At 62.9% G+C, this 24644-nt stretch carries 26 protein-coding genes and 1 tRNA gene; 11 read left to right on the top strand and 16 right to left on the bottom strand.

Annotated features, from left to right (window positions below; genetic code table 11):
* Window positions 1-9: 9 nt before the first annotated feature.
* From PU133_RS02105 to uxuA, 3 genes are read right to left on the bottom strand one after another with little or no spacing between them, the layout of a single operon-like run.
* The gene (locus tag PU133_RS02105) at window positions 10-945 is read right to left on the bottom strand and encodes a sugar kinase (RefSeq protein WP_404863313.1); all 936 of its coding nucleotides are present in this window, start codon (window positions 943-945) and stop codon (window positions 10-12) included.
* Window positions 942-2423 carry a mannitol dehydrogenase family protein gene (locus PU133_RS02100; RefSeq protein ID WP_404863312.1) on the bottom strand — a complete coding sequence of 494 codons (1482 nt, stop codon included), beginning with the start codon at window positions 2421-2423 and terminating at the stop codon, window positions 942-944. Before PU133_RS02100 ends, PU133_RS02105 begins: the two co-directional genes overlap by 4 nt.
* Window positions 2420-3637 (bottom strand): mannonate dehydratase, encoded by a 1218-nt coding sequence (uxuA, locus tag PU133_RS02095; protein ID WP_404863311.1) that lies wholly within the window; start codon window positions 3635-3637, stop codon window positions 2420-2422. The genes PU133_RS02100 and uxuA overlap by 4 nt, the downstream gene beginning before the upstream one ends.
* A 117-nt stretch (window positions 3638-3754) precedes the next feature.
* On the opposite strand from uxuA, the gene PU133_RS02090 reads away from it, so the two are divergent.
* From PU133_RS02090 to PU133_RS02060, 7 genes are all read left to right on the top strand, one after another.
* Window positions 3755-4471, top strand: a complete 717-nt coding sequence (locus PU133_RS02090; protein ID WP_404863310.1) for a GntR family transcriptional regulator — start codon at window positions 3755-3757, stop codon at window positions 4469-4471.
* Window positions 4468-5700, top strand: coding sequence for an AGE family epimerase/isomerase (locus tag PU133_RS02085; RefSeq protein ID WP_404863309.1), 1233 nt, complete (start codon window positions 4468-4470; stop codon window positions 5698-5700). The genes PU133_RS02090 and PU133_RS02085 overlap by 4 nt, the downstream gene beginning before the upstream one ends.
* Window positions 5701-5722: 22 nt before the next feature.
* Window positions 5723-6703, top strand: a complete 981-nt coding sequence (locus PU133_RS02080) for a C4-dicarboxylate TRAP transporter substrate-binding protein (RefSeq protein ID WP_404863308.1) — start codon at window positions 5723-5725, stop codon at window positions 6701-6703.
* A 74-nt stretch (window positions 6704-6777) separates the two neighbouring features.
* On the top strand, window positions 6778-7278 hold the full coding sequence (locus tag PU133_RS02075; RefSeq protein WP_164527760.1) for a TRAP transporter small permease: 501 nt from the start codon (window positions 6778-6780) through the stop codon (window positions 7276-7278).
* Window positions 7275-8561 (top strand): TRAP transporter large permease, encoded by a 1287-nt coding sequence (locus PU133_RS02070; protein ID WP_404863307.1) that lies wholly within the window; start codon window positions 7275-7277, stop codon window positions 8559-8561. Before PU133_RS02075 ends, PU133_RS02070 begins: the two co-directional genes overlap by 4 nt.
* The gene (gene uxaC, locus PU133_RS02065) at window positions 8561-9955 is read left to right on the top strand and encodes a glucuronate isomerase (RefSeq protein WP_404863306.1); all 1395 of its coding nucleotides are present in this window, start codon (window positions 8561-8563) and stop codon (window positions 9953-9955) included. The genes PU133_RS02070 and uxaC overlap by 1 nt, the downstream gene beginning before the upstream one ends.
* Window positions 9956-9996: 41 nt before the next feature.
* A complete protein-coding gene (locus PU133_RS02060) occupies window positions 9997-10707 on the top strand; it encodes a glutathione S-transferase family protein (RefSeq protein WP_404863305.1) in 711 nt (236 codons plus the stop codon).
* A 3-nt stretch (window positions 10708-10710) separates the two neighbouring features.
* Here the strand turns inward: PU133_RS02060 and PU133_RS02055 are convergent, their stop codons facing one another.
* On the bottom strand, window positions 10711-11592 hold the full coding sequence (locus PU133_RS02055; RefSeq protein ID WP_404863304.1) for a LysR family transcriptional regulator: 882 nt from the start codon (window positions 11590-11592) through the stop codon (window positions 10711-10713).
* 148 nt (window positions 11593-11740) lie between these two features.
* On the opposite strand from PU133_RS02055, the gene bla reads away from it, so the two are divergent.
* Window positions 11741-12625, top strand: coding sequence for a class A beta-lactamase (gene bla, locus PU133_RS02050; RefSeq protein WP_404863303.1), 885 nt, complete (start codon window positions 11741-11743; stop codon window positions 12623-12625).
* Between the two features lie 46 nt (window positions 12626-12671).
* On the opposite strand, the gene PU133_RS02045 is transcribed toward bla, so the two are convergent.
* Complete coding sequence (locus PU133_RS02045; protein WP_404863302.1) at window positions 12672-13262, bottom strand: TetR/AcrR family transcriptional regulator; 591 nt, start codon at window positions 13260-13262, stop codon at window positions 12672-12674.
* Between the two features lie 132 nt (window positions 13263-13394).
* Between PU133_RS02045 and PU133_RS02040 the strand changes: the two genes are divergently transcribed.
* Complete coding sequence (locus tag PU133_RS02040) at window positions 13395-13793, top strand: RidA family protein (RefSeq protein ID WP_404863301.1); 399 nt, start codon at window positions 13395-13397, stop codon at window positions 13791-13793.
* Window positions 13794-13826: 33 nt separating this feature from the next.
* On the opposite strand, the gene arsJ is transcribed toward PU133_RS02040, so the two are convergent.
* From arsJ to PU133_RS01995, 9 genes are all read right to left on the bottom strand, one after another.
* Window positions 13827-15086, bottom strand: a complete 1260-nt coding sequence (arsJ, locus tag PU133_RS02035; RefSeq protein ID WP_404863300.1) for an organoarsenical effux MFS transporter ArsJ — start codon at window positions 15084-15086, stop codon at window positions 13827-13829.
* 14 nt (window positions 15087-15100) lie between these two features.
* Window positions 15101-16111 (bottom strand): ArsJ-associated glyceraldehyde-3-phosphate dehydrogenase, encoded by a 1011-nt coding sequence (locus tag PU133_RS02030; protein ID WP_404863299.1) that lies wholly within the window; start codon window positions 16109-16111, stop codon window positions 15101-15103.
* A gap of 116 nt (window positions 16112-16227) precedes the next feature.
* Entirely contained in the window at window positions 16228-16917 is a 690-nt protein-coding gene (locus tag PU133_RS02025; RefSeq protein ID WP_404863298.1) for a phosphatase PAP2 family protein, read from the bottom strand.
* A 77-nt stretch (window positions 16918-16994) separates the two neighbouring features.
* Window positions 16995-17819, bottom strand: coding sequence for a sulfite exporter TauE/SafE family protein (locus tag PU133_RS02020; RefSeq protein WP_126007237.1), 825 nt, complete (start codon window positions 17817-17819; stop codon window positions 16995-16997).
* 89 nt (window positions 17820-17908) lie between these two features.
* Complete coding sequence (locus tag PU133_RS02015) at window positions 17909-18625, bottom strand: fumarylacetoacetate hydrolase family protein (RefSeq protein WP_404863297.1); 717 nt, start codon at window positions 18623-18625, stop codon at window positions 17909-17911.
* 2 nt (window positions 18626-18627) lie between these two features.
* Complete coding sequence (locus tag PU133_RS02010) at window positions 18628-19380, bottom strand: ABC transporter permease (protein WP_404863296.1); 753 nt, start codon at window positions 19378-19380, stop codon at window positions 18628-18630.
* A 3-nt stretch (window positions 19381-19383) separates the two neighbouring features.
* Window positions 19384-20196 carry an ABC transporter ATP-binding protein gene (locus PU133_RS02005; protein WP_126007232.1) on the bottom strand — a complete coding sequence of 271 codons (813 nt, stop codon included), beginning with the start codon at window positions 20194-20196 and terminating at the stop codon, window positions 19384-19386.
* Window positions 20193-21020: an ABC transporter permease gene (locus tag PU133_RS02000; protein WP_404863295.1), complete on the bottom strand. Its 828-nt coding sequence runs from the start codon at window positions 21018-21020 to the stop codon at window positions 20193-20195. The genes PU133_RS02005 and PU133_RS02000 overlap by 4 nt, the downstream gene beginning before the upstream one ends.
* Before the next feature lie 122 nt (window positions 21021-21142).
* Window positions 21143-22132, bottom strand: coding sequence for an ABC transporter substrate-binding protein (locus PU133_RS01995; protein ID WP_126007228.1), 990 nt, complete (start codon window positions 22130-22132; stop codon window positions 21143-21145).
* Between the two features lie 267 nt (window positions 22133-22399).
* On the opposite strand from PU133_RS01995, the gene PU133_RS01990 reads away from it, so the two are divergent.
* Window positions 22400-23119, top strand: coding sequence for a FadR/GntR family transcriptional regulator (locus PU133_RS01990; RefSeq protein ID WP_404863294.1), 720 nt, complete (start codon window positions 22400-22402; stop codon window positions 23117-23119).
* A 77-nt stretch (window positions 23120-23196) separates the two neighbouring features.
* Window positions 23197-23952 (top strand): SDR family NAD(P)-dependent oxidoreductase, encoded by a 756-nt coding sequence (locus PU133_RS01985; RefSeq protein WP_404863293.1) that lies wholly within the window; start codon window positions 23197-23199, stop codon window positions 23950-23952.
* Between the two features lie 37 nt (window positions 23953-23989).
* Here PU133_RS01985 and PU133_RS01980 read toward each other — a convergent pair whose 3' ends face one another.
* Together PU133_RS01980 and PU133_RS01975 are read right to left on the bottom strand one after the other, a co-directional pair.
* On the bottom strand, window positions 23990-24292 hold the full coding sequence (locus tag PU133_RS01980; protein ID WP_404863292.1) for a hypothetical protein: 303 nt from the start codon (window positions 24290-24292) through the stop codon (window positions 23990-23992).
* Window positions 24293-24480: 188 nt separating this feature from the next.
* Window positions 24481-24556 (bottom strand) — tRNA-Ala (locus PU133_RS01975).
* Window positions 24557-24644 lie beyond the last annotated feature (88 nt).

Here is a 24644-nt window from a genome sequence, read left to right as displayed (position 1 = left end):
CGGACCTGTTCAGATCAGCTGCGCCATCGGGACCAGAGCACCGGGCACCGCAATGACCCGGCTTGCCATCGCATGTCCGTCAAGCATGGCCTGACGAAGGGCTTTCCCACCCAGCCGGGCGGCGATGTAGCCCGCGTTGAAAGCATCGCCGGCGCCCGTCGTATCGACTGGCTTTTCGCGCTTGACCGCGAGCCGCTCGACCGGTTTCCCAGTCTCGGCTGCTACCATGTCGCCACCGCCATTCTTGACGACGACCTCACCACAACCGGACTCTTGCCAGCGGGAGAGGCAGTCGTCCAACGTGGCGTCGCTCCAGAGATCGGCTTCGTCGTCGAAGCTCGGCAGGCCCATCGAAGCGACTGCCATGGCTTGGGACAGCCAGTGTTTCATCGTCTCGACATCGTCCCACAACCGGCGACGGATGTTAGGATCGAAGACGATCTGCTGGCCGCGTTGACGCGCAGCGCGCACCTCTTCGAGAAGGTTCTGGCGTCCCTCGTCCGTCAGGATCGCCAGCGTGATGCCAGAAAAATAGACGAGGTCGGCAGAGGTGATAGCCTCCGAAAGGGCGTTCTGATCATCCGCCAGGCGGCGCGCCGCCGAATGCGACCGCCAGTAGGAAAAACTGCGCTCCCCATGCTCTGACAGGCTGATGGCGTAGAGGCCGACGCTGCGGTGTTCGTCGGTTTGGACAAATGCGGTGTCGAGCCCGTTGTCGTCCAGAAAGCCGCGCAGTTTCGACGAAAATGGATCGCTGCCTAGACGCGTGAGAAGTGCTGTGCGCCAACCTCCCGCGCCGTCTTGAGGCAGGGCGGCGCGCGTGTACCAAAGCGTATTGAGCACGTCTCCCGCAAAGCCCATCCGCCAGAGATCGGAATCGCTCTCGCCTGCGCCACTCAGCTCCACCATAGGCTCGCCGATGGCGAGAAACAGTTTCGAACTCATCGGCTCGCCTCTGCGAGGATTGCGGCAGACATACCTTGGGTCAGGATGGCATTGAGACAATCGTCTACCGCCTCATTCCATGCTTCGGATCGTGCAAGCTGCGCTGGCATGAAGTCCGGCATGCCGCTCAAGGCGGTGCGGATGGTCTTTGCATCGCGCGGCACGGATTGAACCTGGCGCCTGATTTCGTCTTCGCGGGGATCGCGCAGCGCATGGGACTCACCCGCGTCGCTGACACCCAGCGTGTAACGCATCCACGCCGCGGTCGCGAATGCGAATGGGCGCAGCGGCTGCCCGGCATCGAGAGCGGCGATCGCGGGCGCAAAGATCCGCTGCGGCAGTTTCTCGGTGCCATCCATCGCAATCTGATAGGTCGCATGAGCAATCGCGGGATTGTGGAAGCGGTCCGCGAGCGCGGCGGCATAGGCCTGCACTTCGAAGCCCGGCAAGGGCGGCAGAACCCGGCCGGCAGCTTGCAGATGACGCCGAACGAGCGCCGCAAGCGCGGTGTCGCCCATCACGTCGCGGACGAATTGGTGCCCGGAGAGGAAGCCCGCATAAGCCAGCATCGAATGGGTGCCGTTCAGCATTGTGAGCTTGGCGCGCTCGAACGGCGTGACATCCGTCACGAAGATCGCACCACCGGCTTCCCAGGCAGGTCGACCCTGCGGAAAGTGATCTTCGATGACCCACTGGCTGAATCGTTCTGTCTCCACCGCCGCACGGTCGACGCAGCCCGTCGCCGCCGCCGCATCGGCCAGCGTCTGATCGGTTGCGGCCGGCGTGATCCTGTCTACCATGGACGATGGAAACGCCACCTCCGCCGCGATGAAATCAGCGAGTTCGGTGTCTACGGCGCGGGCAAAGCCGATGACGCCACCGCGCAGAAGCTGTCCGTTTTCGGGAAGATTGTCGCAGGAAAGAACGGTGAAGGGCGCGATGCCGGCATCGCGGCGCAGCTTGAGCGCAGCAGTTAGCAGCCCAAGAACGCCGGACGGCGTTTCCGGCGACTTAAGATCCGCCGCGACAGCCGGATGCGAGAGATCGTGTCCGCCATTGGCACGGTCGATACCGTAGCCTTTCTCGGTCACCGTCAGGGTCACGATCTTGACCGCCGTGTCGCACAGCGCAGCAAGCGTCGCGACCGGATCGTTGGCAATGACCTGCGAAAGCGATCCGATCACGCGGGCGCGTGTGCCATCGGTGCCACGTTCGATCAGGGTGTAAAGCCCGTTCTGCGGCGCGAGTGCTTCCGCAAGTGCCGTGCTGCGCAGACTGACAGCGCAGATGCGCCAGTCGCCACCTGCCGCCGCGAGCGCGTCGTCGGTCGCGACCGCCTGGTGTGCCCGGTGAAAAGCGCCAAGTCCGAGATGCACGATCCCGGTGCCATGATCGTCCGGCTGGTAGGTTGGAAGCCGGGCCGATCCAGCGACGTCCGACAAGCTTGCAAGCCGCGGCCGCGGGTCTCCACCGCTCATGCCCGGAGCCCTTCGTGCTCGTGGGTCAGCGCCGTCATGATGCCGCGCAGTTCGGCAAGGCCCTTCAGCCGGCCGATCGCCGGGTAGCCGGGCTGTGCCTTGCGTTGGAAATCGTCGAGGATCTCCTGGCCGTGATCGGGCCGGAACGGGATCGAAACGTCCCGCCGCCCGGCCTGCCGCCGCTTGCGCTCCTCACGCACCACCGCGGCGATGAGAGCGACCATGTCCGTGCTGCCGCCCAAATGCTCGTCTTCAAAGAAACTGCCGGCGATGTCGTCGCTTTCGCGCGTCACATTGCGCAGATGCAGGAAATGCACCCGATCGCCGAGCGCCTCCATCATCTTTGGCAGGTCGTTGTCGGGGCGCGCACCGAGCGAACCCGAGCACAGCGTCACGCCATTCGACGGCAGATCGACCGCATCGAGAATGGCGCGATAGTCCGCTTCCGTCGACATGATGCGCGGCAGTCCGAGCAGAGCGAAGGGCGGGTCGTCCGGGTGGCAGCAAAGCCGCATGCCAAGTTCTTCTGCAAGCGGCGCGACCTCTGACAGGAAATCGATGAGGTTCTGGCGCAGGCGGTCTTCGCCAAGCACAGCGTAGCCCGCGAGATGATCGCGAATGTCGTCGAGCGTGAAGCTTTCCGCGGCGCCCGGCAATCCGCAAACGATGTTGTCGGCAAGCTTCGCCCGCGTGGCATCGTCCATGGCGGCAAAGCGATGACCCGCATCCTCGACGACAGCGTCGCTGAAATCGTGGCTCGCGCCCGGCCGCTTGAGGATGTGAATGTCGAACGCCGCGAAGTCGATCAGGTCGAAGCGCATGCAGGTGGCGCCGTTCGGCCGGCGATGCGCAAGCTCGGTGCGCGTCCAGTCGAGCACCGGCATGAAATTATAGCAGATCGTTTCGATGCCAGCCGCATGCAGGTGCTTCAGCGAGGTGCGCCAGGCATCGATATGTGCGCGCCAATCCCCACTCTGCTTCTTGATGTCCTCGGAGACGGGCAGGCTTTCGACGACTTCCCAAGCAAGTCCCGACGGAGCGCCGTCCGTCATGCGGGCAATCAGCGACTGCCGTTTCTCGATCTCGTCCGGCGTCCAGACGGACCCTGTCGGGACGTGGTGCAAAGCGGATACGACCCCTTCGACGCCGGCCTGCATCATATCGTCGATAGAGACCTGATCCTTCGGGCCGAACCAGCGCCAAGTCTGCCGCATGAATGCTCCTCCTGCATAATCAGCCGCCCAACGGCGACCCCGTCATCAGATAGCACCACGCTTTGTTGTTGACTAGTATGGTAGTATGGTTCATTGCTTGGCGCGGAGGAGATCACCGTGAACGTGCGAGACGCATCGGCACTGCAAACACGTGACGAGGAACGAGGGCAGCCTGTTGGCCCGCGTCTCTATCGCCTGTTGCGTGAGCGTATCGTGAAGGGTGACCTCGTTCCGGGCACGCGGCTTTCCGAAGTCGATGTTGCGGCGTCCTATGCCGTCAGCCGCCAGCCGGTGCGCGAAGCTTTCATCAAATTGTCCGAGGAAAGCCTGGTCGAGATCCGGCCGCAGCGCGGCACCTATGTCAGCCAGATCAACGTTGCCGCCGTCATGTCCGCCCGGTTCGTGCGCGAAGCCGTCGAGGCGGACATCGTCCGGATTCTCGCGGCGCGGCCGAAAGAAGGGTTTCTGCGGGAGCTGGACGACCTGATCCTCCGCCAGCGCGCCACCGTCGAGGACGACGACCCCGCGACATTCATCCAGCTCGACGAACGGTTTCACCGGTTGCTGGCATCTGAAGCGGGGCAGGGTGCGAGCTGGGATATTCTGCAGCCGCTGAAGACGCAGATGGACCGCGTGCGTCATCTGAGCGCCAAGCAGTTTCCGTTGCGCCAGTTGCTTTCGCAGCACGAAGATGTCGTCCAGACGATCCGCAATGGCGACGGCGATGGCGCCGAAGGTGCGATGCGGTCGCATCTGCGGCAGATTCTCGACGATCTCCCAGCCGTGATCGCCGCCCTGCCTGCCTTCTTCGACGAACGTGTTGAAGCGTCATGAGTGTCGTGGTCCCCATCGCGCCATTCGACGTCGCCAACTTCGCTTCGTCCTTCGTGCCGCGCTGGCTGCAGCTTGCGCGTGACCGGGTGCATGGTGGCATCGTCGATCGTCTCGCCCTCGATGGTCGCCCGGTCGAAGGCGATGCGAAGACTACGCTCGTTCATGCGCGCATCGCGTTCACCCTCGCTCATCTCCATCTTGCCACCGGCGACCAGCGGTTGCTCGATGCAGCGATCGAAACGTACCGCTTTCTCGATGAGCGCCTCCGCGACGCGGACGGCGGTTACCGGTTCAGCGTTTCGCGCGACTGCCAGCCCTTGGCCGATCCGATGTCTCAGGTTCGCCGCACCTACGATCAGTCCTTCGTGCTCCTGGCGCTCGTGACCCTGCGAAAAGCCGCGCCGGATTCCGTCTCGCAACACCGGATCGACGAATGCTGGGACTTCATTGCGCAGCGCCTGACCGATCCCGGCACCGGTGCGCTCTGGGAAGACGATGTCATGGCGGCCGCGGGCGCCAAGCCTGGCGATCTGCGCGCCCAGAACCCGCACATGCACATGTTCGAGGCGCTGCTGCAGGCGTTCGAGATGACCGGCGATCGCCTCTGGCTGGAACGCGCGGAAGCCATGCTCGACGTCGGCCGTCGCTTTTTCATCGATGAAACGACCGGCGCGGTGCGCGAATTCGTCGGCCATGACCTGCAGCCTCTGGCCGACACGGATGGCGAGCGGCGCGAGCCGGGTCATCAGTATGAATGGGCCTGGCTGCTGCATCGCTACGCCGATCTGGCCGGCGTGAACGATGCGCGATCCTTGGCCGACCCGATGATCGCCTTCGTCGAGCGGCATGGGCTGGCACCGCACTCCGGTCCCTTGGAAGGCCTTCCTTTCGATGCGCTCGATGCTCGAGGTCAGGTCACCGAGAACACGCATCTTCTCTGGCCGTTGACGGAAGCCGGCAAATTCTACGCCGCCCGCCATGCACGCCTTGCTGACACCGGTGATGCAACGCGCGCACGCGGCCTCGCATCGATCATGGCTCGCCATTTCTTTGCGTCGGCTGCAGCAACCGGTCTGCCCGTCTGGGTGAACCGTCTCGATGCTGATGGCCGACCTGTCTGGTCCGAGGCCTTAAGCCGCCTGCTCTACCACGTGGCCATCTTCGTCACGGAAGGCGCCCGTGCGGGCCTCTGGACGCTGACGCCGCCCCCGACGGCTGAAAATCACTGAGAATGATCAAGGAGGAACGATCATGAACGTCACACTGAAGACACTTGGACTGACAACTGCGCTCGCGCTCGTAGCAGGCGTCGTCTCGGCACAGGAATTCTCGCTCAACCTCTCGACGTCACAGACGCTGCAGGACCCGCTGGTCATTGCCATGCAGGGTGCCGAACAGCGCATCGAGGAGCGCTCCGAGGGTCGCGTTGATGTCACGATCTACCCGAGCTCGCAGCTTGGCGAGGATAACGACGTTCTGGAGCAGATCCGCAACGGCGCGCCGATCGCGGCGCTCGTCGATGCTGGTCGCCTGGCACCTCTGCACGCCGAGCTCGGCATTCTGGCCGCGCCATATCTTGTCGACGACTACACGCAATACGCAGCGATCACCGATTCGCCCGTCTATGGCGAATGGGTCGAAGAGCTCGCAGAAAGCTCCGGCATCCGCCTCCTGAACTACAACTGGTTCCAGGGCACGCGTCAGATGATCACCAAGAAGGAGATCACCGCGCCGGCAGACCTCTCGGGCGTGCGCGTGCGCACCATCGATGCGCCGAGCTGGATCGCGACGGTCGAATCCATGGGTGCGACGGCAGCGCCGATGGCATGGTCCGAAGTCTATTCGGCGCTCCAGCTTGGGGCGATCGATGGCGCTGAAGCTCAGCTGACCGGTGCCTATGGCATCAAGCTCCACGAAGTCGCGACCAACATCGCCTTGACGAACCACATCCAGCTCTTCACGGGCCTGGCGACGTCTCAAGCCTGGTGGGAGTCGCTGCCGGAAGACATCCGCACGATCATCGACGAAGAGCTGAAGGCAGCCGGCGACGAGGCCACGCGCATGACCGTCGAACGCCTCGGCGAAGTGCAGACGGAGATGGAAGCGGCAGGCGTCGTCTTCAACGAAGTCGACATGGCACCCTTCCGCGACGCAACGGCCTCCGTCTACGAAGAAGTCGGCTTGGTGGAAGCCCGCGAGGCTCTGCAGCCATACCTCCCGTCCGCCCAGTAAGACGGATTTGACCTGAGTTTCGGGCGGTCGTCAGGACCGCCCGAACGACTCCTACGATGGGCAGCGAGGCTCCGATGTCCGTATTTTGGAAGATCTATGACCGCATCGAGCTCGTGCTCGCGCTCGCGCTGCTTGCCGCGACGGTTCTGGCCGTGTTGTTGACGGCCATCGGTCGGTCGATCGGCACGCCGATCACGTCCGGTCCGCAATTCGCACAGCTCTTTCTGATCTGGACATGCATGGTCGGCGCCGATCTGACGGCCAAGCATGGCGAACACATCCGCGTTTCCGCACTCCCCGATATCTTGCCGGTGCCGCTGCGCCGTTGGGTTGCTGGCTTCAACCTGCTGCTGATGCTCGTCTTCCTGGGTTTCGTCGCCAAGCTCGGTTTCGATCTCTCAGTTGGTAACTGGCAGCGCACGCTTGGGGCCTCCGGGCTGAGTTACGGCCTCGTCACGCTCGCCCTGCCCGTCGGCTCGGCTCTCTTAGCCATTTCGTTCATTCGTCGATTCTGGGCCAAGGGGCTCATTGCGTCATACGAGCCCACTCAAGAGGCCAAGGAAGGCGTCCTATGATCTCCGCTCTGATCCTCGCGGCTGCTCTTGGCCTGATCATCCTCGGCATGCCCGTCGCCTTTGCGATCGGCATTGCCGGCTCCAGCTATTTCCTTCTGCCCTCGGTCTTTCTGCCGGAAAGCACGGCAGTCCAGCGCATCGTGGCCGCAAGCCAGTCCTTCCCGCTTCTGGCGGTGCCACTTTTCATCTTGCTCGGCAATCTGATGAACAGCGCGGGCATCACGCCGCGGCTCGTCGCGCTGGCGACAACAGTTGCCGGCTGGATGCGCGGCGGGCTCGCGCAGTCGACGCTCATCCTCTCCGCGCTGATGGGCGGCATTTCGGGTTCGGCAGTCGCCGATGCCGCCATGCAGGCGCGCATTCTCGGAAACCCGATGATCCAGCAGGGCTACAGCCGCGGCTTCACCGCTGCCATTCTGTCCGTCGGAGGGCTCATCACCGCGACGCTCCCGCCAAGCCTCGGGCTTATCCTCTACGGCTATCTCGGGGAAGTCTCGATCGGCCGTCTGTTCATCGCCGGCGTCGTGCCTGGCGTCCTGCTGACCATCGTGCTGATGGTCACGACATGGATGGTGGCCGTCAAGCGTGACTACCAGCCGATCAACGATCGCTACCCGACGCTGCGCGAAGTGGGCCAGGAATTCTGCAAGAGCTTCTGGGCGGTCATGTTTCCCGTCTGGCTCCTCGTCGGAATCCGGTTCGGCTATTTTACCCCGTCGGAAGCGGGTGCTTTCGCCGTCGCCTATGCGTTGATCGTCGGCTTCTTCATTCACCGACAGATGACGATCGCCGGCTGCATCGACGCCATGATGAAGAGCATCAACGATATCGGCATGATCATGCTGATCATCCTCTTCTCCGGCACCTTCGGCTACGTCATCACCTTCGAGCGCGTCCCGCAATCGATCGCCGAGGTGGCCTTGACGACCCTGTCCGACCCGACGGTGCTGCTCTTCGTCATCGCCGGCTTCCTGCTCGTCCTTGGCATGCTGGTGGAAGCGACGGTTCTCGTCATGCTCCTGACACCGATCCTCGTTCCGGTCGTCACGGCCGCGGGCGTGGATCCCGTGCATTTCGGACTGGTGATGATGACGCTCGTCACCTTCGGCGGAATGACGCCGCCCTTCGGCGTGTCCATGTTCGCGGTCTGCGGGATTTTGAACTGTTCCTACAAGGACTATTCGATCGAACTCATTCCGCTCGCGCTTGCGGTCCTCCTGCTCGTCGCGATCATGATCCTGTTTCCAGAGATCGTTCTGTTCCTCCCCAACTGGCTGATGTAATGGCGCTTCATCCCGACCGATTGTTTCCAACCGACGCGGCGACGCGTGGCATCGCCCGTGCGCTCTACGAGACGGTTGCCGACCTGCCGATCGTCTCTCCGCACGGTCACACCGATCCGCGCTGGTGGGCGACGAATGAGGCATTCAGCGATCCGGCGACGCTGTTCGTCACGCCGGACCATTACGTTACCCGCATGCTCGTCAGCCAGGGCGTCTCGTTCGAGGCGCTCGGCATCGGACAAGGGGCCGAAACCGATCCCCACGCGATCTGGCGTACATTTGCGTCGAACTTCCATCTCTTCGCCGGCACGCCCTCCAAGCTTTGGATCGAGCATGCTTTGGAGAACGTCTTCGGGTTCTCGGAGCGACTTCAATCGGAAACCGCCGATGCCGCCTATGAGCGCATTCAGGCCGTGTTGCAGGAGGATCGCTTCCGGCCTCACGGGCTCTATGACCGGTTCAACATCGAGGTCATCGCGACGACCGATGGTGCCTTGGACGATCTGCAATGGCACCGACAGATCCGCGAGTCTGCGTGGCACGGGCGCGTCGTGCCGACCTATCGTCCCGATGCGGTAACGGACCCCGACCAGCCTGGCTTTGCGGATAACCTGGAAAAGCTGGCAGAAGTCTCGGGCATGTCGACAGTGACATGGGCCGGCTATCTCGACGCTCACCGCGCGCGGCGTGCCGCTTTCCGGGAGTTGGGCGCGACGGCGACGGACCACGGACATGCAACGCCGCGCACCGCCAACATGCCGCAGAACGAAGCCGCAAGCCTTTACGAACGTGCCCGCACCGGACGCCTGGGCACGGGCGAGGCCGAACTTTTCCGTGCGCAGATGCTGACCGAGATGGCGCGCATGTCTGCCGAAGACGGCATGGTCATGCAGCTCCATTGCGGCTCGCACCGCAACCACTCCCGCTCCGTTCTTGCCGACTATGGGCGTGACCGCGGTTTCGATATCCCGGTTCCTGTCAGCTTCACCGAAGCGCTGAAGCCGATGCTCGATGCGGTGGGTCTGGAGCCTCAGCTACGGGTGATCCTCTTCACTCTGGACGAGACGACCTACACGCGAGAACTCGCACCGCTTGCCGGTGCGTGGCCGTCACTCGTGCTCGGCCCGCCCTGGTGGTTCCACGACAGCTTCGAAGGCATCCGTCGCTATCGTCAGCAGGTCACCGAGACGGCGGGCTTCTACAACACGGCCGGTTTCAACGACGACACACGCGCCATCACCTCGATCCAGGCACGCCACGATGTCGCGCGACGGACCGACTGCGCCTTCTTGGCCGAACTGGTCACGTCGCACCGCATGGAAGAAGACGAGGCCTTTGCGATCGCGCAGGATCTTGCGGCCGGTTTGGCAAGGAAGGCATATCGGTTAGGCTGAGCGCTCGAAACGCTTCACGCCAGACGAGACGGAGACGTGCCGTGGCCTCCTATGAGCTTCTGTACTGGTCGGTGCCGTTTCGCGGCCAGTTCGTGCGCGCGATCCTTGCCCATGCCGGCGTGGAATGGACCGAGTGGGATGAACCCCCGATCGCGGAACTGATGGACGCCAATGTCTTCGACATGCCGGTCCCCTTCATGGGCCCTCCGGTTCTCATCGACAGCGAAAGTGGCTTCGCGGTCTCCCAGATGCCCGCGATCGTGTTCTATCTCGGCGAGAAACTGGATCTTCTGCCAAAGACGCCGGAGTTGCGCGCCTTGACCATGAAAGTGGTCAACGACGCCAATGACGTGATCGACGAGCTGACGCTCAATGGCGGCCAGGCCATGTGGACAGAAGAGCGGTGGCAGGACTTCCTCCCCCGTCTACGTAAGTGGATGACGTTCTGGGAAGTGCTGGGCACGAAGCACGGCCTGACGGCCGATGACGGATATCTGCTTGGCGGGTCCGCTCCGGGGATCGCCGACATCGTCACGGCAACGCTCTGGACCACGATCGCCGATCGCTTCGACCGGATCGAGAAGATGCTGGCGGAGACGGCGCCGCACACCTTGGCCTTGTCGCGCAGGGTGTCATCTCACCCGGCACTGGTGAAACTCAACCAGCAAACCCGGAGCGCCTATGGCGACGATTATGCAGGCGGCCAAATCGGGGCCTCCATGGCGTCGGTCCTCACGTCCGAGAGTGGATGAAGGTTAGGCGTCGCTTGCATCTAAAAGCTCTGATCGCAGCCATGCGGCGAAGGTGGCCATCGCGGGTGTCACCGCCTTCCCTACCGGGCGCGTGAGATAATAGGAGCCCGCTGAAACTGCCACATCGTAGGGGCGGACCAGACGACCGATCGAAATCTGCCGGCTGAACATGGCGGAGGGCAGCAGCGCCACGCCGAAACCATCAGCCGCCAGTTCTGCAAGCGCAATCGACGAGTCGAGCACCGGGCCGTTGAGCGGCGGGCAGGCTATGCCGGCTGCCTCGAACCACTGCTCCCACTCGTCCTTGCGATAGCTGCGCAGCAGCGTCTCCCGGGTAAGGTCGTCCGGAACACGCAGGCGCTTTGCAACATCGGGTGCACAGAGCGGCGTCATCGGCGCGGCAAGCAGCGGCTCCGCCTCCAGTCCGGTCCACGATCCGGCGCCGAAGCGAATGGCCATGTCGAGGCCTTCGCGCGTGATCTCCACGCGGTTGTTGTTGGTCGAGATGCGCAGATCGATCTCCGGATGCGCCTCGTTGAAATGCCCGATCCGCGGCATCAGCCAGCCCAGCGCGAATGTCGTGACCACACCCATCTGCAGCACCTCGATGTGGTGCTTGCCCCGCACGCGATCGAGCGCGCGCGCCATGGTATCGAACCCGTGCTCAAGAACGGGAAACAGCGCCGAGGCTTCTTCCGTCGGTAAGAGCCCGAGCGATGTGCGGCGAAAGAGCGTCGTGCCGAGCATGTCCTCCAGCCGCGCGATCTGATGGCTGACGGCCGCCTGCGTCACACGCAGTTCGATGGCGGCACGCGTGAAGCTCCCTTGCCGCATCGCGACTTCGAACACACGCAAGGCGTTGAGCGGAATGTCGTGACGATCCATCGGGTATTACCTGAGCTCATGGCAGATCGAAGAATTTGTCGTCTGCCACTGTTTTGGAGCGCGGTCTATGCATTCGCCATCAGTTTATCTGATGCACCGCGCCGATAAGAGCGATGCACATTTTGCGACCAGATGAGGGAAACTGCCGATGACGCCACGTTCGATTGTCTCACAGACAGCCATTGCCGCCTTCACCATGGGCTTATTGTTTGCCGGGGCGGCCAATGCCCAAGATGCCAATGCGCGGCTTCAGGAGGTCGTCTCGACGATCGAGGAAAACTTGGATGCCCGCGTCGGAATCGTCGTGCGTGACAGCGGCTCGGACTGGCAGTGGGCGCACCGGGAAGACGAGCGGTTCCTGATGAACAGCACCTTCAAATCCGTGCTGTGCGGCGCGGTCCTTCAGCGCGCCGAGATAGGAGAGCTGGCACTCACAGAGACACTCGAGATCGAGGCGTCGGACATTCTTGACTATGCGCCCGTGGCGGAGACCCGTGTCGGAGAAAGCATGACGATCGGAGAGCTGTGCCTGGCGACGCTCGACATGAGCGACAACACGGCCGCCAATCTGCTGATCGGTCGGCTAGGCGGACCCCAGGAGGTCACTGCCTTCATGCGCAGCCTCGGCGACAGCGTCACCAGGCTTGACCGCTTGGAGCCGGAGATGAACTCCTTTGCCGAAGGAGATCCACGCGACACCACGACACCCGCTGCCATGGCGGCGAGCTGGGAAACGATGCTGCTCGGCGACGGCTTGTCCCCTGCGTCACAAGCACAACTGATCGAATGGATGAGCATCGGGGGTGTGACGGGCGCGCTGCTGCGCGCAAGCACGCCCGAGGATTGGCTGGTGGCAGACAAGTCCGGCAGCGGCAACCGGACGCGCAATCTCGTGGCCATGGTCACGCCACCCGATGAAGCGCCCTATGTGGTCTCGATCTATCTCTCCGACACGACGGCTGACTTCCAGGCTCGCAATGCCGCAGTGACGGAGATCGGGGCAGCGATCGTTGATCTGATCGAAGCGCGCTGAACCAACACGTCCCGCTTGAACCTGACTATTATCAGTAAGTCCAAGCTTACGTAGCCAGAAAACCCCGCGCCAGTGCCTTGAAGGCTTCGACGGTGCGGGGCAGGATCTTTTTGGGATCGGTGCTGGCGGCGACGTAGAGAGCCGCGTTCAAGGCCGCGCCGTTCAGCAATCGTGCCGCGGCTTCGATGTCCACGGGTTTGAGCCGGCCCTCCTCGGCCAGTGCCATGAGCGCCCGCCGGGTTTCTGCAAGGCAGGCATTCTGGCTTGGCCACGCCGACGGGTCGCCGAGAACGGCTGGGCCGTCGAGCAGCACGATGCGTTGGATTTCGGGATCGAGCGCAAGCTCGATATAGGCAGCTCCTTCGGCCTCCAGGGCAGCCCAGGTATCCTCGGCACCGGACGCGGCCTGTCTTGCCTTCGCCGCCATCTCGCCGTCGACCTGCGCCACCACCGCGGCCAACAGGCCCTTCTTATCCCCGAAATTATGATAGAGCGCGCCGCGCGTAAGCCCGGCATCCGCCGTCAGATCGTCCATCGACGCATCGGCAAAACCCTTTTCGGCAAAGGCCTTGCGCCCGGCCGAAATCAGCTTGGCACGCGTTTCTTCCATCATTGCGGCGCGGCTTTTCCCGGACATCCCCATCCTCGCAAAAATCCAAAATTCGAAGCATGGCTTGACATACGGTGCGTATGTCAACATCTTGCATACGCAACGTATATGAAAGCAGCTTCCCTTGGGAAGCTCCCAATTTTGAAAGGGCCTTGACCCATGACTGTTCGTGAACCCGTTTATCCCGCCGGCCGTCACCAGCTTTACGACGCGCACGGCTATTCGCCTGCTATCAAGTCCGGCGACTTCCTGTTCGTTTCGGGTCAAGTGGGCAGCCGGGACGATGGCTCGCCCGAGCCTGATTACCAAGCCCAGGTTCGGTTGGCGTTCAAGAACCTGAAGGCGACGCTGGCAGCGGCGGGCGCCACCCTCGACGACGTCGTCGACGTGACGAGCTTCCACACCGATCCTGAAACCCAGTTCGAGCCTTTTCTCGCGCTGAAGTCCGAGGCCTTTCCGGAAAAGCCCTATCCGAACTGGACGGCGATCGGTGTGAACTGGCTCGCCGGGTTCGACTTCGAAATCAAGGTCATTGCCCGCATTCCGGCAGCGGCCTGACCGCCAACTGCACGTCTTCTTCAGCCAATGGCGTCACTGGGGCAAACTCACTGGAGGGATGGCTTGCGGCTCGTTCACCAGCCGGCGCGCAGCCAGCCAGCTCAAGAAAGCCATGGCGCCGGCCGTGGCGAGGCAAAGCGGCAATCCGCCGGCCTGATAGCTCAGGCCGGAGAGCAGCGTTCCGAGAAGCCTGCCCGCGGCATTCGCCATATAGTAGAAGCCGACGTCACGCGTGATGCGCGTGGCGTCACCGAAGGCGAGGATCAGATAGGAATGCACCGCGGAATTGATCGCGAACACGTAGCCGAACGCGAACAGACCGCCGATCAGGAAGACGGTGAGCCAAGGGGCCGGCTCGCCTGATAGCCAGGCGCTGGCGGCGAGAATAAGAGGGATCGGCACGAGGCACCCGGCCCACCAGACGGCCTTGCGGGCGACCTCTGCCTCCGAAAGTGTTGCGGCCTTGAGAATGCGCGGGGCTGCCGCCTGCACGAATCCATAAAGGATGATCCAGGCAGCAAGGAACCCACCGATCACAAAGAAGGCCCAGCGCCGGCCTTCGTCGGTCCCATCGGACAACACGGCCTGGAAATAGATCGGCACGCCGACCACGAACCAGACATCGCGAGCGGCGAACAGGAACATGCGGGCAAGCGACAGCCTATTGACGCGTGGGTCGGACGAACGCCAGGCCCCGAATTTGGCGCTCTTGTCCTTTGCCGGCAGGCCGGGCGGTAGAAAGAGAGCGACGGCGATGAGGATGACGAGCAGGATCGCGGCCATCGCCCAGATTGCGGCTTCGAACCCGGCGAGTGCGAGCAGTGCCGCGCCAAGGAAGAAGCCGAGCCCTTTGACGGCGTTCTTGGAGCCCGTCAAAAGCGCGACCCAGCGGAACAACGTGCCGTCGCCTTGGGGCGCGAGCAGCTTGACCGCGGATTTGGACGACATTTTCGACAGGTCCTTGGCCACGCCCGACACGCCCTGCACGGCCATGACGAATGCCACGGAGGCGGCGACGCCCCAGGCGGGATCCAGCTGTGTTAGAACGACGAGCGCCAGGATCTGCAGCGTCAGCCCGGCGTAGAGCGTTGATGCGAGGCCGAAGCGCGCGGCGAGCCACCCGGCATAGAGATTGGTGACGATCCCCGCGACTTCGTAGAGCAGGAAGAGCCAGGCCAACTGGATCGGTGTGAAGCCGAGGCCGTTGAAGTGCAAAAGCACCAGCATGCGCAGCGCGCCGTCCGAGAGCATGAATGCCCAGTAGGACGCCGTGACGGCAACATAGGCACGCATGGGACGAGCGGCGCTCACATCGAGCCTGCCATCATCCGGACGATATCGGCGAGCCTGCAGGCATAGCCCCACTCATTGTCGTACCAGGCATAGATTTTCACCTGCGTTTCGTTCACCACCATCGTCGATGGGCCATCGATCACGCCGGAGCGGCGGTCATTGGTGTAGTCGCAGCTGACCAGAGGCCGGCTTTCGAAGCCGAGGATGCCGTTGAGCGGCCCGTCAGAGGCGGCCTTGAACAGGGCGTTCACCTCCTCCACCGTCGTCGGACGCTCGACCTCGAAAACGCAGTCCGTCAGCGATGCATTGAGAAGCGGCACCCGCACCGCATGGCCGTTCAGGCGTCCCTTGAGTTCGGGATAGATCAGCGTGATCGCGGTTGCGCTGCCCGTGGTCGTAGGGATCAGGTTCATGAGGGCGGAACGTGCGCGGCGCATGTCCTTTGCCGGCCGATCGACAATCGTCTGCGTGTTTGTCACGTCATGGATCGTGGTGATCGAGCCGTGGCGAATGCCGATCGACTCGTGGATGACCTTCACGACCGGCGCGAGGCAGTTCGTCGTGCAACTCGCCGCCGTGACCAGCCAATGTTGATCCTTGTCGTAGAGATCGTGGTTGATGCCATAGACGAGGTTCAGCGCTCCGCCATCCTTCACCGGTGCGGACACCACGACCTTCTTTGCTCCGGCTGAACGATAAGGCTCGACCTTCGCCGCCGTCTTGAAGACCCCGGTGCAGTCGATCACGAGATCGACGCCGAGTTCGGCAAGCGGCAGCGCCTCGATCGTCTTTTCCCGGGTCAGCCGTATCCGCTTGCCGTCCAGAATGAGATGATCGTCGTCATGCGCGATCGGCACGTTCCAGCGTCCATGGACACTGTCGAACTCCATGAGAAGCGCGTGCTGCGCAGCGTCGCCCATAGCATCGTTGACGAGAACGATGTCACCGCCGGCCCCACTGTCGATCAGGTCCCGCAGGACAAGTTTGCCGATGCGGCCGAGGCCGTTCAATGCGATGCGGGTCATGGCTGCCAGATCCGTTTTTCGAAATGTCGATGAGGATGCCGGACCAGCGTAAGCCGTCCAACATCATATCCATAATTCCCGAATAAACGAATTAATGCTCCCGGGCAAGGCCGCCTTTAATGACGCAACGGCTGATCTTCACCCTCGGCAACGGCGTTCGACCGAGAGCGGAAGACGGCGGTTGAAGCCGATGACAGCGCTCCGAAGCTCACCGCAGTCGCAAGAGACAGCCAGAGATAGGCAAAGGCCCAGCCCGCAATCACGTCGCTCGGCCAATGCGTGCGGAGATAGATGCGGCTCAGTCCCACCAGAACCGTCAGACCGATCGCTGCGCCCAGAGCGCAGATTTTGGGCAGTCGATAGGGCGTGGCGCGAATCGCAAACACCGCGATCGAGCCGAAGAGCAGCGCCGCAAGCAGCGCGTGCCCCGAGGGAAAGCTCGTATGCAGCATGGAATAGGAGCCGGGCAGATGGTGCGGGCGCAGCCAGGCGAAAGCGGCCTTGGCGACATAGCCGGCAACAGCGCCTCCGGCGATGCCGACGATCAGAAAGATGGCGGCCGAAAAATGGCGCGCCAGCACTGCATAGGTGAGCATGGCGGCTGCGAAGCTCGCGACGATTTCCGGACTGCCGAGTGCCGTAAAGCTCCAGGCGAGGGATGCGATCCTGCCCTCTCCCTCAATGGCGCCGAAGGGATCGGGCAGGCCGAAGAGAAGGATGCGGTCGACCGCGTGGACGTTCGCCAGAAATTCCAGCGTCGCGAGGATGAAAACGAGAAGCGCAAGCGCCAGGGATAAGTTTCGCAAAGCGCCATCACCATGCCGGCGGGGCCAAGAGCCCGCGAGAACGAGCCCGATGATTGCCGACCGCCGTCAAGGAAGCGTTAAAGCACGCTCGTGATCATGCGGATGCTGGTCAGCGCCAGGAACGCTGCAAAGCAGTAGCGCAAAGCTGCCGGCGAGATCGAATGCGCGATGCGCGCGCCGAGCGGTGCGGTCAGCATCGATGCTGGAATGATCGCGATCAGGCCGGCGAGGTTGACGTAGCCGAGCGAAAATGGCGGCAGGTCTTCGACGCCGAGACCGAACCAGATATAGCCGATCGTGCCCGGGATCGCGATGATCAGGCCGATCGCCGACGCGGTGCCGACCGCCTTGCGGATCGGATAGGCGAAAAACGACAGGATCGGCACCGACAGCGTTCCTCCGCCGATGCCCATCATCACCGAGAACAGACCGATGATCGTTCCGAGCAGCTCCTTCAGCGGGCTTTTCGGCATCTCGCGCTTCTGGGAGGCTTCCGAAGGCTTGAACGCCATGTTGATCGCAACGAGTGCGGCAACCACGGCGAAGACGATGGTCAGCACTTCGCCCGAGACATTGCCGCCGATGACGGTGCCGACGATGACGCCGAAGGCGACCGCCGGGCCCCATCGCTTGAGAAGGTCGGTATCGACGCTTCCCTTCTTCCAGTGCGAACGCGCCGACATGAACCCCGTGAAGATGATCGTCGCGAGCGACGTGCCCACCGCCACATGCATGCGCACTTCTTCCTCGATGTCGAGACCGATGAAGACGAAGAACAGGACCGGCACGATGACGATGCCGCCGCCAACGCCGAGCAGGCCGGAGATGATACCGGCGATCGCACCGGTGACGACAAGGATACCGATGAGCGTGAGCGCTTCGGTCAGGCCAACGTCGAGCATGGAAGGGGTCCTGGGAAGAAGTGTGGGAGGATGAAGAAGAAAAGGCGGCGCAGTCGCGCCGCCCTTATAGCCTGAAAGACGGTCGCGTCTCAGAGAACCTTGACGGTGATCTCGCCGACGCCGGCGACCTTGCCGACCATCGTGTCGCCCTTGTTGACGGCACCGACGCCGGACGGCGTACCGGTCATGATCATGTCGCCCGGCTGCAGCTCGAAATACTCCGAAAGGATCGAGATCATTTCCGGCACTTTCCAGAGCAGCTGGTTGAGGTCACCGGTCTGGCGGCGCTCGCCATTGACGTCGAGCGTCACTTCACCTTCCGTCGGATGACCGATCTTCGACGCCGGAACGATGGCGCCGCAGGGTGCGGACTTCTCGAAGGATTTGCCGACTTCCCACGGACGGCCGAGCTTCTTGGCTTCGCCCTGAAGGTCGCGGCGGGTCATGTCGAGGCCGACGCCGTAGCCGTAGACGTGGTCGAGCGCGCTATCGACCGAGATATCCTTGCCGCCCTTGTGAAGCACCACGACAAGTTCGATCTCGTGGTGCACGTCGGACGTCTTGGTCGGATAGGGGAAGTCTTCGCCGTAGGTCACGTTGGAAGGCGACTTGAAGAAGAAGAACGGAGGCTCCTTGTCCGGGTCGTGGCCCATCTCGACGGCATGGGCGGCGTAGTTGCGGCCGATGCAAAAGACGCGGTTGATCGGGAAGAGCTCATCGCTGCCTTCGACCGGCAGGGCGACGATTTGGGGAGGAGAGACCACGTAGGTCTGTTCCGCCGGCTTCTTCAATGCACTTTCTGACATGGTCAACTCCTGACTCCTGCGTAGTATTCGACACGCTTCTCAAGCTTTGCAACGAGTTCCGCAAGAGTGAGCGCGATGGTGAAAAGGATCAACACCAGGGCCCAGAAGTGGGCCATGAGGAAGTTCTGCTGGTACAGCTGGAACAGCGCGCCGACACCGATGATCGAGACCAGAAGCTGGCCGATGACGACGCCCTTGACGCCGCGGATCATGCCAAGCCGGATGCCGGCCAGAATTTCGGGCAGTGCTGCCAGAAGCACCATTTTGAAGCGCTCGGCGCGCGAGGCACCGAAAGAGCGCGACATTTCCATGAGCGACGGCGAAATGCTGAGCACGCCGGCGCGGGTATCGAGAACGATGATCCAGACCGCGAACATGAAGACCGTGACGATGACGGTCGGCGTGCCGAGGCCGAAAAGGATCATGAACACCGGCACGAGTGCCGAAAGCGGAGCCGACAGGAAGGTGTTCACCCACATGTTCAGCATCTTGTCGGCCGCGGGCACCAGGCCCATCAGGAAGCCGAGCGGGATGCCGACAGCGATCGCGAGGGCGAGGCCGCCGAGATACGACTGCACCGTGATGCGCATCGCTTCGCCGAAGCTGCGCGACGTGACGACGTCGCCGAGCGCGGCAAGCACTTCCGTGAACGGCGGAAACAGCATCACCAGTTCGAAGCGGCCGATGATTTCCCAGATGATCACCCAGACGAGGAGCGAGGCCATCTTGGGCATTTTGAACCCGAAGAGTGTCATGACCTACTCCACATATTTCCGGATGCCCTGCCAGATCTGCTCGACCGTATCCAGGTAGACGTCGTTACGGCGCAGATCGTCCGGGTTGATGCCCTTCGGGATCGCCGGGTCGATGATCTCCGAGATGCGGCCGGGACGCGGCGACAGCATGATGATGCGGTCGGAAACATAGACCGCTTCTTCGATGGAGTGAGTGACGAAGAGAAACGTCTTCTTCTCGACCTCGCGCAGGCGGAAGAGGTCCTCCTGGAACTTGCGGCGCGTCTGCTCGTCGACGGCCGAGAAAGGCTCGTCCATGAGAAGAACGTCGGCGTTGACGGCGAGCGCGCGGGCAAGCCCGACGCGCTGGCGCATGCCGCCCGAAAGCTCGTGCGGATACTTCTTCTCAAAGCCTGCAAGCCCGACCTCGGCGATGTAGTGCCGCGCCTTGTCCTCACGCTCCGAGCGCGGCACGCCCTGCATCTTCAGGCCGAAGGCGGCATTGTCCATCACGCTTGCCCATGGCATCAGCGCGAAATCCTGGAACACGAAGGCGCGCTCCGGGCCGGGGCCGGTCACCGGCTTGCCCTTCACGAGCACTTCGCCGGCGGTCGGCTGCAGCAGGCCGGCAACGATCTTGAGCAGCGTGGTCTTGCCGCAGCCCGATGGGCCGAGAAGGCTGGTCAAATGGCCGGTTTCGAAGGCGATGTTGATATTGTCGAGGGCGACCACGTCATTGCCGTAGACCTTCGACACCCCCCGCACTTCGATGATGGGGTTGGAGGGTTTGGTCACGGGCGTCGGTTCCTCGTATGTCTTTGCAAGGGCCAGGCTCATTTCGAACTCCGCTTTTCAGGCCTGAACAGCTTGGCCTCGATCCATTGAAGGGTGCTGACGGCGATGATCGCGAACAGCACGATCGACGCGATCGTCGCGTACATGTGGGCGAAATTGGCGACCGACCGGTGGTAGGTGATGAGGTCGCCGATGCCGGTCGGCGTGATGAGGAGCTCGGCCAGGACGACGCCCGAGAAGCCTTCGGCAACGCCGAGCCGCAAGCCGGCGAACATCATCGGGCTCGCCGCCGGAATGACGATCTGGAAGATCTGCTGGCGGCGGTTGCCCATGAAGGAATGGCACATGGACACGAGCGATGGCGGCACGTTGCGCACGGCCTTGTAGCTGTTGATCGCGATGACAGGCAGCGACAGCATGACGACGGCGAGCACCTTGGACGCCAGGCCGATGCCGTAGACGAAGGTGATGAGAGGGATCAGCGCCGCCATCGGCGCCGCCTGCATGACGATGAAGACCGGCAGCGTGAACCATTCCACGTCGCGGCGCAGGCCCATGGCCACCCCGGCGGAAATGCCGACGATCAGCGAGAAGGAGAGCCCGATGACGAGCGGTTCCAGCGTGCGCAGATAGGCGGCACCCATGGAGCCATCGGCCACCATTTCGAAGAAGGCCGAAACGGTCGCGCTGAAGGTCGGGAAGGAGAAATTGAAGCCCGTCCGTCCGGCATATTCCCAAAGCGCGGCAAAGATCACCACCGATAGGATTTTCCAGAAGAGCGTCACTTCGCCGATGCGGCTCCAGATCGTCGGAGCGTCGCGCCGGGGGCCGGCGAAGGCCGGTTGGGCGGTCGGTGAATAAGACATGGATGAACCTGTGATCGTTTCCAAAAATCAACCGCGGAGACGGAGCGGTCGGTTTGCGCCGACCATGCCCCGCGGCCAGGAACCCCTCGCGCCACGGGTGACGCGAGGGGGCAGGCTCAGTCTCAGTTCTTGGCCGCGTTCAGCGGATCGAAATCCCAGTACATGCTCTCGTCGACATCGCCTTCCGGCGCATCGACCTGTCCGGCGGCTGCGAGGAACTCGAGATCGTCGGTCACGTCTTCCGGCGTGCCGCCATCGGTCGGGAACACGCCGCTTTCAGCCGATTCCGTGAAGTAAGGGGTGATCTCTGCGACCGCCTGTTCCGGCAGGTCCGGCAGGAGGTCGTACTGCGTGCGAAGTTCCGCGACGATACCCGGGTTCTCGTTGATCTCGTTCCAGGTGCGCAGCATCTCTTCGACGAAGATCGAAACGTCTTCCTCGCGCTCGTTCAGGAAGTCGGCATTGGCATAGAGCGCTTCGTCGGTGGCATTGACGCCGTCGAGCGGGAGACGGGCGAACTTGCCGCCGCCCTGCTGCTCCAGGAGACGGAAGGCCGAGCTGTCGACGATCGATGCGTTGATCGTGCCCTGCAGCAGCGCGCCGGCACGCACTTCGGCGCCCGGAACATAGGAGATGCCGGAATAGGTGATGCCGTGCTGCTGCTCCATCAGGCGCATCAGCGCTTCGGTGCCGGAGCCGCGCGAATGGACGGTGACTTCCTGGCCGTCGAGGTCTGCCCAATCCTGGTAGACTTCCGTGTTGACGACCGGGAAGAAGAGCAGCGTGCTCATCTGGTAGAACATGCGGATCGGCGCATTGGAATTCTGGATGAAGGCATAGGGCGCGCCGACGCCGATATCGGCCTGGCCACCGACGACGGCCTGCGTGGCGACGTCTTCGGAGTTGAAGAAGGTGAGTTCCATCGGAACGCCGCGCTCCTTCGCGCGCTCCATAGCGATCAGCAGGCCGAGGCTCTCGATGCTGGCAATGTCGCCCATGGCGACCCGCACGGGCTCGCCGGTCTGGGCGTGAGCGCCGGCCGACAGTCCGACGATCGATGCCGTGGCCAGACAGGCTGCGGCTGCGGATTTCAAGAGACTGCGCTTGATCATGTGGTTTCCTCCCGTGACATGACGATCTCAATCCGGCAGCAGGTCCTCCAACCTTGGCCAATCCGGATATTGGTTAAATCAAATCACCGAATTGGTTGAGCGTCAAGCAGCATCGCGCAACAGTGTTGTCGGACCTGAAAGCAGGGTTTTACGACAGACTTGCGGCACTGCAGCGTTAGACGGCGCTCAGCAGATCGATTGACAACGCCAGATCGATGCGTCATGTCTGAACCAATTCAAGATTGGTCAAACCGCCGGGAGAGCGATTTGCACGGCCAGTTCAGCGACATTGACGGCAAGCATGATCCGGCGGCAGACGCGAACGGTGCAACCCTGGTGCAGTTGCGCGCCTGGTTGACGCGGCACGATTTTCCGCCGGATACAAAGCTGCCGGCAGAACGCGAGCTGGCCGAGATCCTTGGCGTATCCCGCGGCGACCTGCGCAAGGCACTGGCGACACTGGAGGCAGAAGGCCAGCTCTGGCGCCATGTCGGCAAGGGCACGTTTACGGGATCGCGCGCGATCGAGGTGATGAGCCTTGCCGAGATCGATCGTCAGACCAATCCCGCCGAAGTCATGCGCACGCGGCTTCTCATCGAGCCGCTGATCGCGCGCGAAGCTGCGCTCAACGCGACATCGGACGACCTCGATGCGCTGCGCCGCTGCGTCAACCGCACACACCAGGCAGCCACCTGGCGGCAATACGAGACGGCCGACAACGAGCTGCATCGCCGGATCGCGGAAGCGAGCGGAAACAGGCTGTTGCTGGCGCTCTTCGATGCGCTGAACGCCGTGCGCCGCGCCGTCGTCTGGGGCATGTTGCGCACCAATACGGACCGTCCACCGGAAACGCACCATTCCTTCGCCGAGCACGACCGCATCATCGAGGCGATCGAAAAGCGCGACATCGAAGGTGCGGGGCGCGAGATGTACCTGCATCTTCGCGCAGTGGAGCGAAATCTCATGGAACGCGGTCTCCCGCGTTGAGATCGCCGCCGTCGCACCCGCTCGCCGCCGGGTCGCAAACCGCCCGCAATTGAATGCCTGCCAGATCGGACCGAGCAATGACGAATGGTGAAGCAACTGTGCGACGCGTCGCTCTCATCACCGGAGCGGCGCAGGGGCTTGGCGCTGCCATTGCCAAAGCGCTCCACGGTGCCGGTCATCGCGTGATCTTCGCCGATATCGATGTCGCAAAGGTCGAAAGCGTCGTTGCCGGATTGCAAAGCGAAGATGCGGCCGCGGTCCCGATCGACGTGCGCGACAAACCGTCGATCGAAAGAGCCGCTGCCATCTGCGAAGAGCGCTTCGGACCCGTCGAGATCCTCGTCAACAACGCGGCGCTCACGCGCGCCACCGATTTCTTCGATCTCTCGATCGACGAGTGGGACGACCTGATGGCCGTCAATCTGCGCTCGCACTTCCTGACGGCGCAGGTGATCGCAGCGGGAATGATGGAGCGCGGCTTCGGGCGCATCATCAACATGACCTCTGTGGCCGGCCAGCGCGGCGGCCCCGGCGTCCAGGGCCTGCACTATGCCACGTCGAAGGCGGGGATTATCGGTGCGACCCGCTATCTTGCTCAGCTCTTCGCGGAAGGCGGCGTCACCGTAAACGCCATTGCGCCGGGGCCGATCCAGACAGAACAGACGGCGCTCGCACCGCCGGACCGGGTCGCCCGCGTTGCGGCGCAGGTGCCGCTGAAGCGCTTCGGCAACCCGTCGGAAGTGGGTGCACTTGCGGTCTATCTCGCATCGGATGCGGCCGGCTTCGTCACCGGAGCGACCATCGACATCAATGGCGGCATCCTGATGCGCTGAGACGCGGTCCCAACCGGTTGATTCGAAAGGGCGAGGTCTAGTGCATGTCCCGCTTGGCGCGTGCCTGGGTCTCGATCACGAGCGCAATGAACTCGTTTTCCATCACGGCGATCTTTTCGTGCTCGAGCCCGAGAGCGATCGCTGCGGTCAGATTGGCAAAGGCGTCCATCAGCGTGGTGCGCATCGCCTCGGCTGAAACGGGATCGCGGATGGGCCTGCAGAGTCTTCGAATCAGCCGAGCGGCGACCCTGACCTCGAGGCTCGCGCCTGCGGTCTCGCCCTCGCGAATCGCGAACCGGGCGCCGAGCAAGCGAACTTGACGATCGATCAACACTCTCATGCCAGTGCCGTCTCCCAACAAAACGACCTGTAATGCGATGGCGGTCCTGTCATCGCTGTCGATGGCGACAGTACCGCTTCAAGCTTGTGCGACGATGGAGCCACCACGCAGCGTGGTCAAGTGGCCGGAATACCGAGAGCCTGTGGATTACGTGGGATTGCCTACCGATTTCTAAATAAACCGGAGGTTGGTGGAGCCAAGCGGGATCGAACCGCTGACCTCCTGCATGCCATGCAGGCGCTCTCCCAGCTGAGCTATGGCCCCATTTCGAAACCGCCGCGGCGGCTCGTGGACGGCTTCTTACGTCCGGTTTCCGACGAGATCAAGATGACCTCGTCGAATTTCTTGAACA

Source organism: Georhizobium sp. MAB10, assembly GCF_045012825.1.
Classification (GTDB): domain Bacteria; phylum Pseudomonadota; class Alphaproteobacteria; order Rhizobiales; family Rhizobiaceae; genus Georhizobium; species Georhizobium profundi.
Note: the sequence above shows the minus strand (reverse complement) of the source record. Positions and strands in the feature narration are given on the sequence as shown.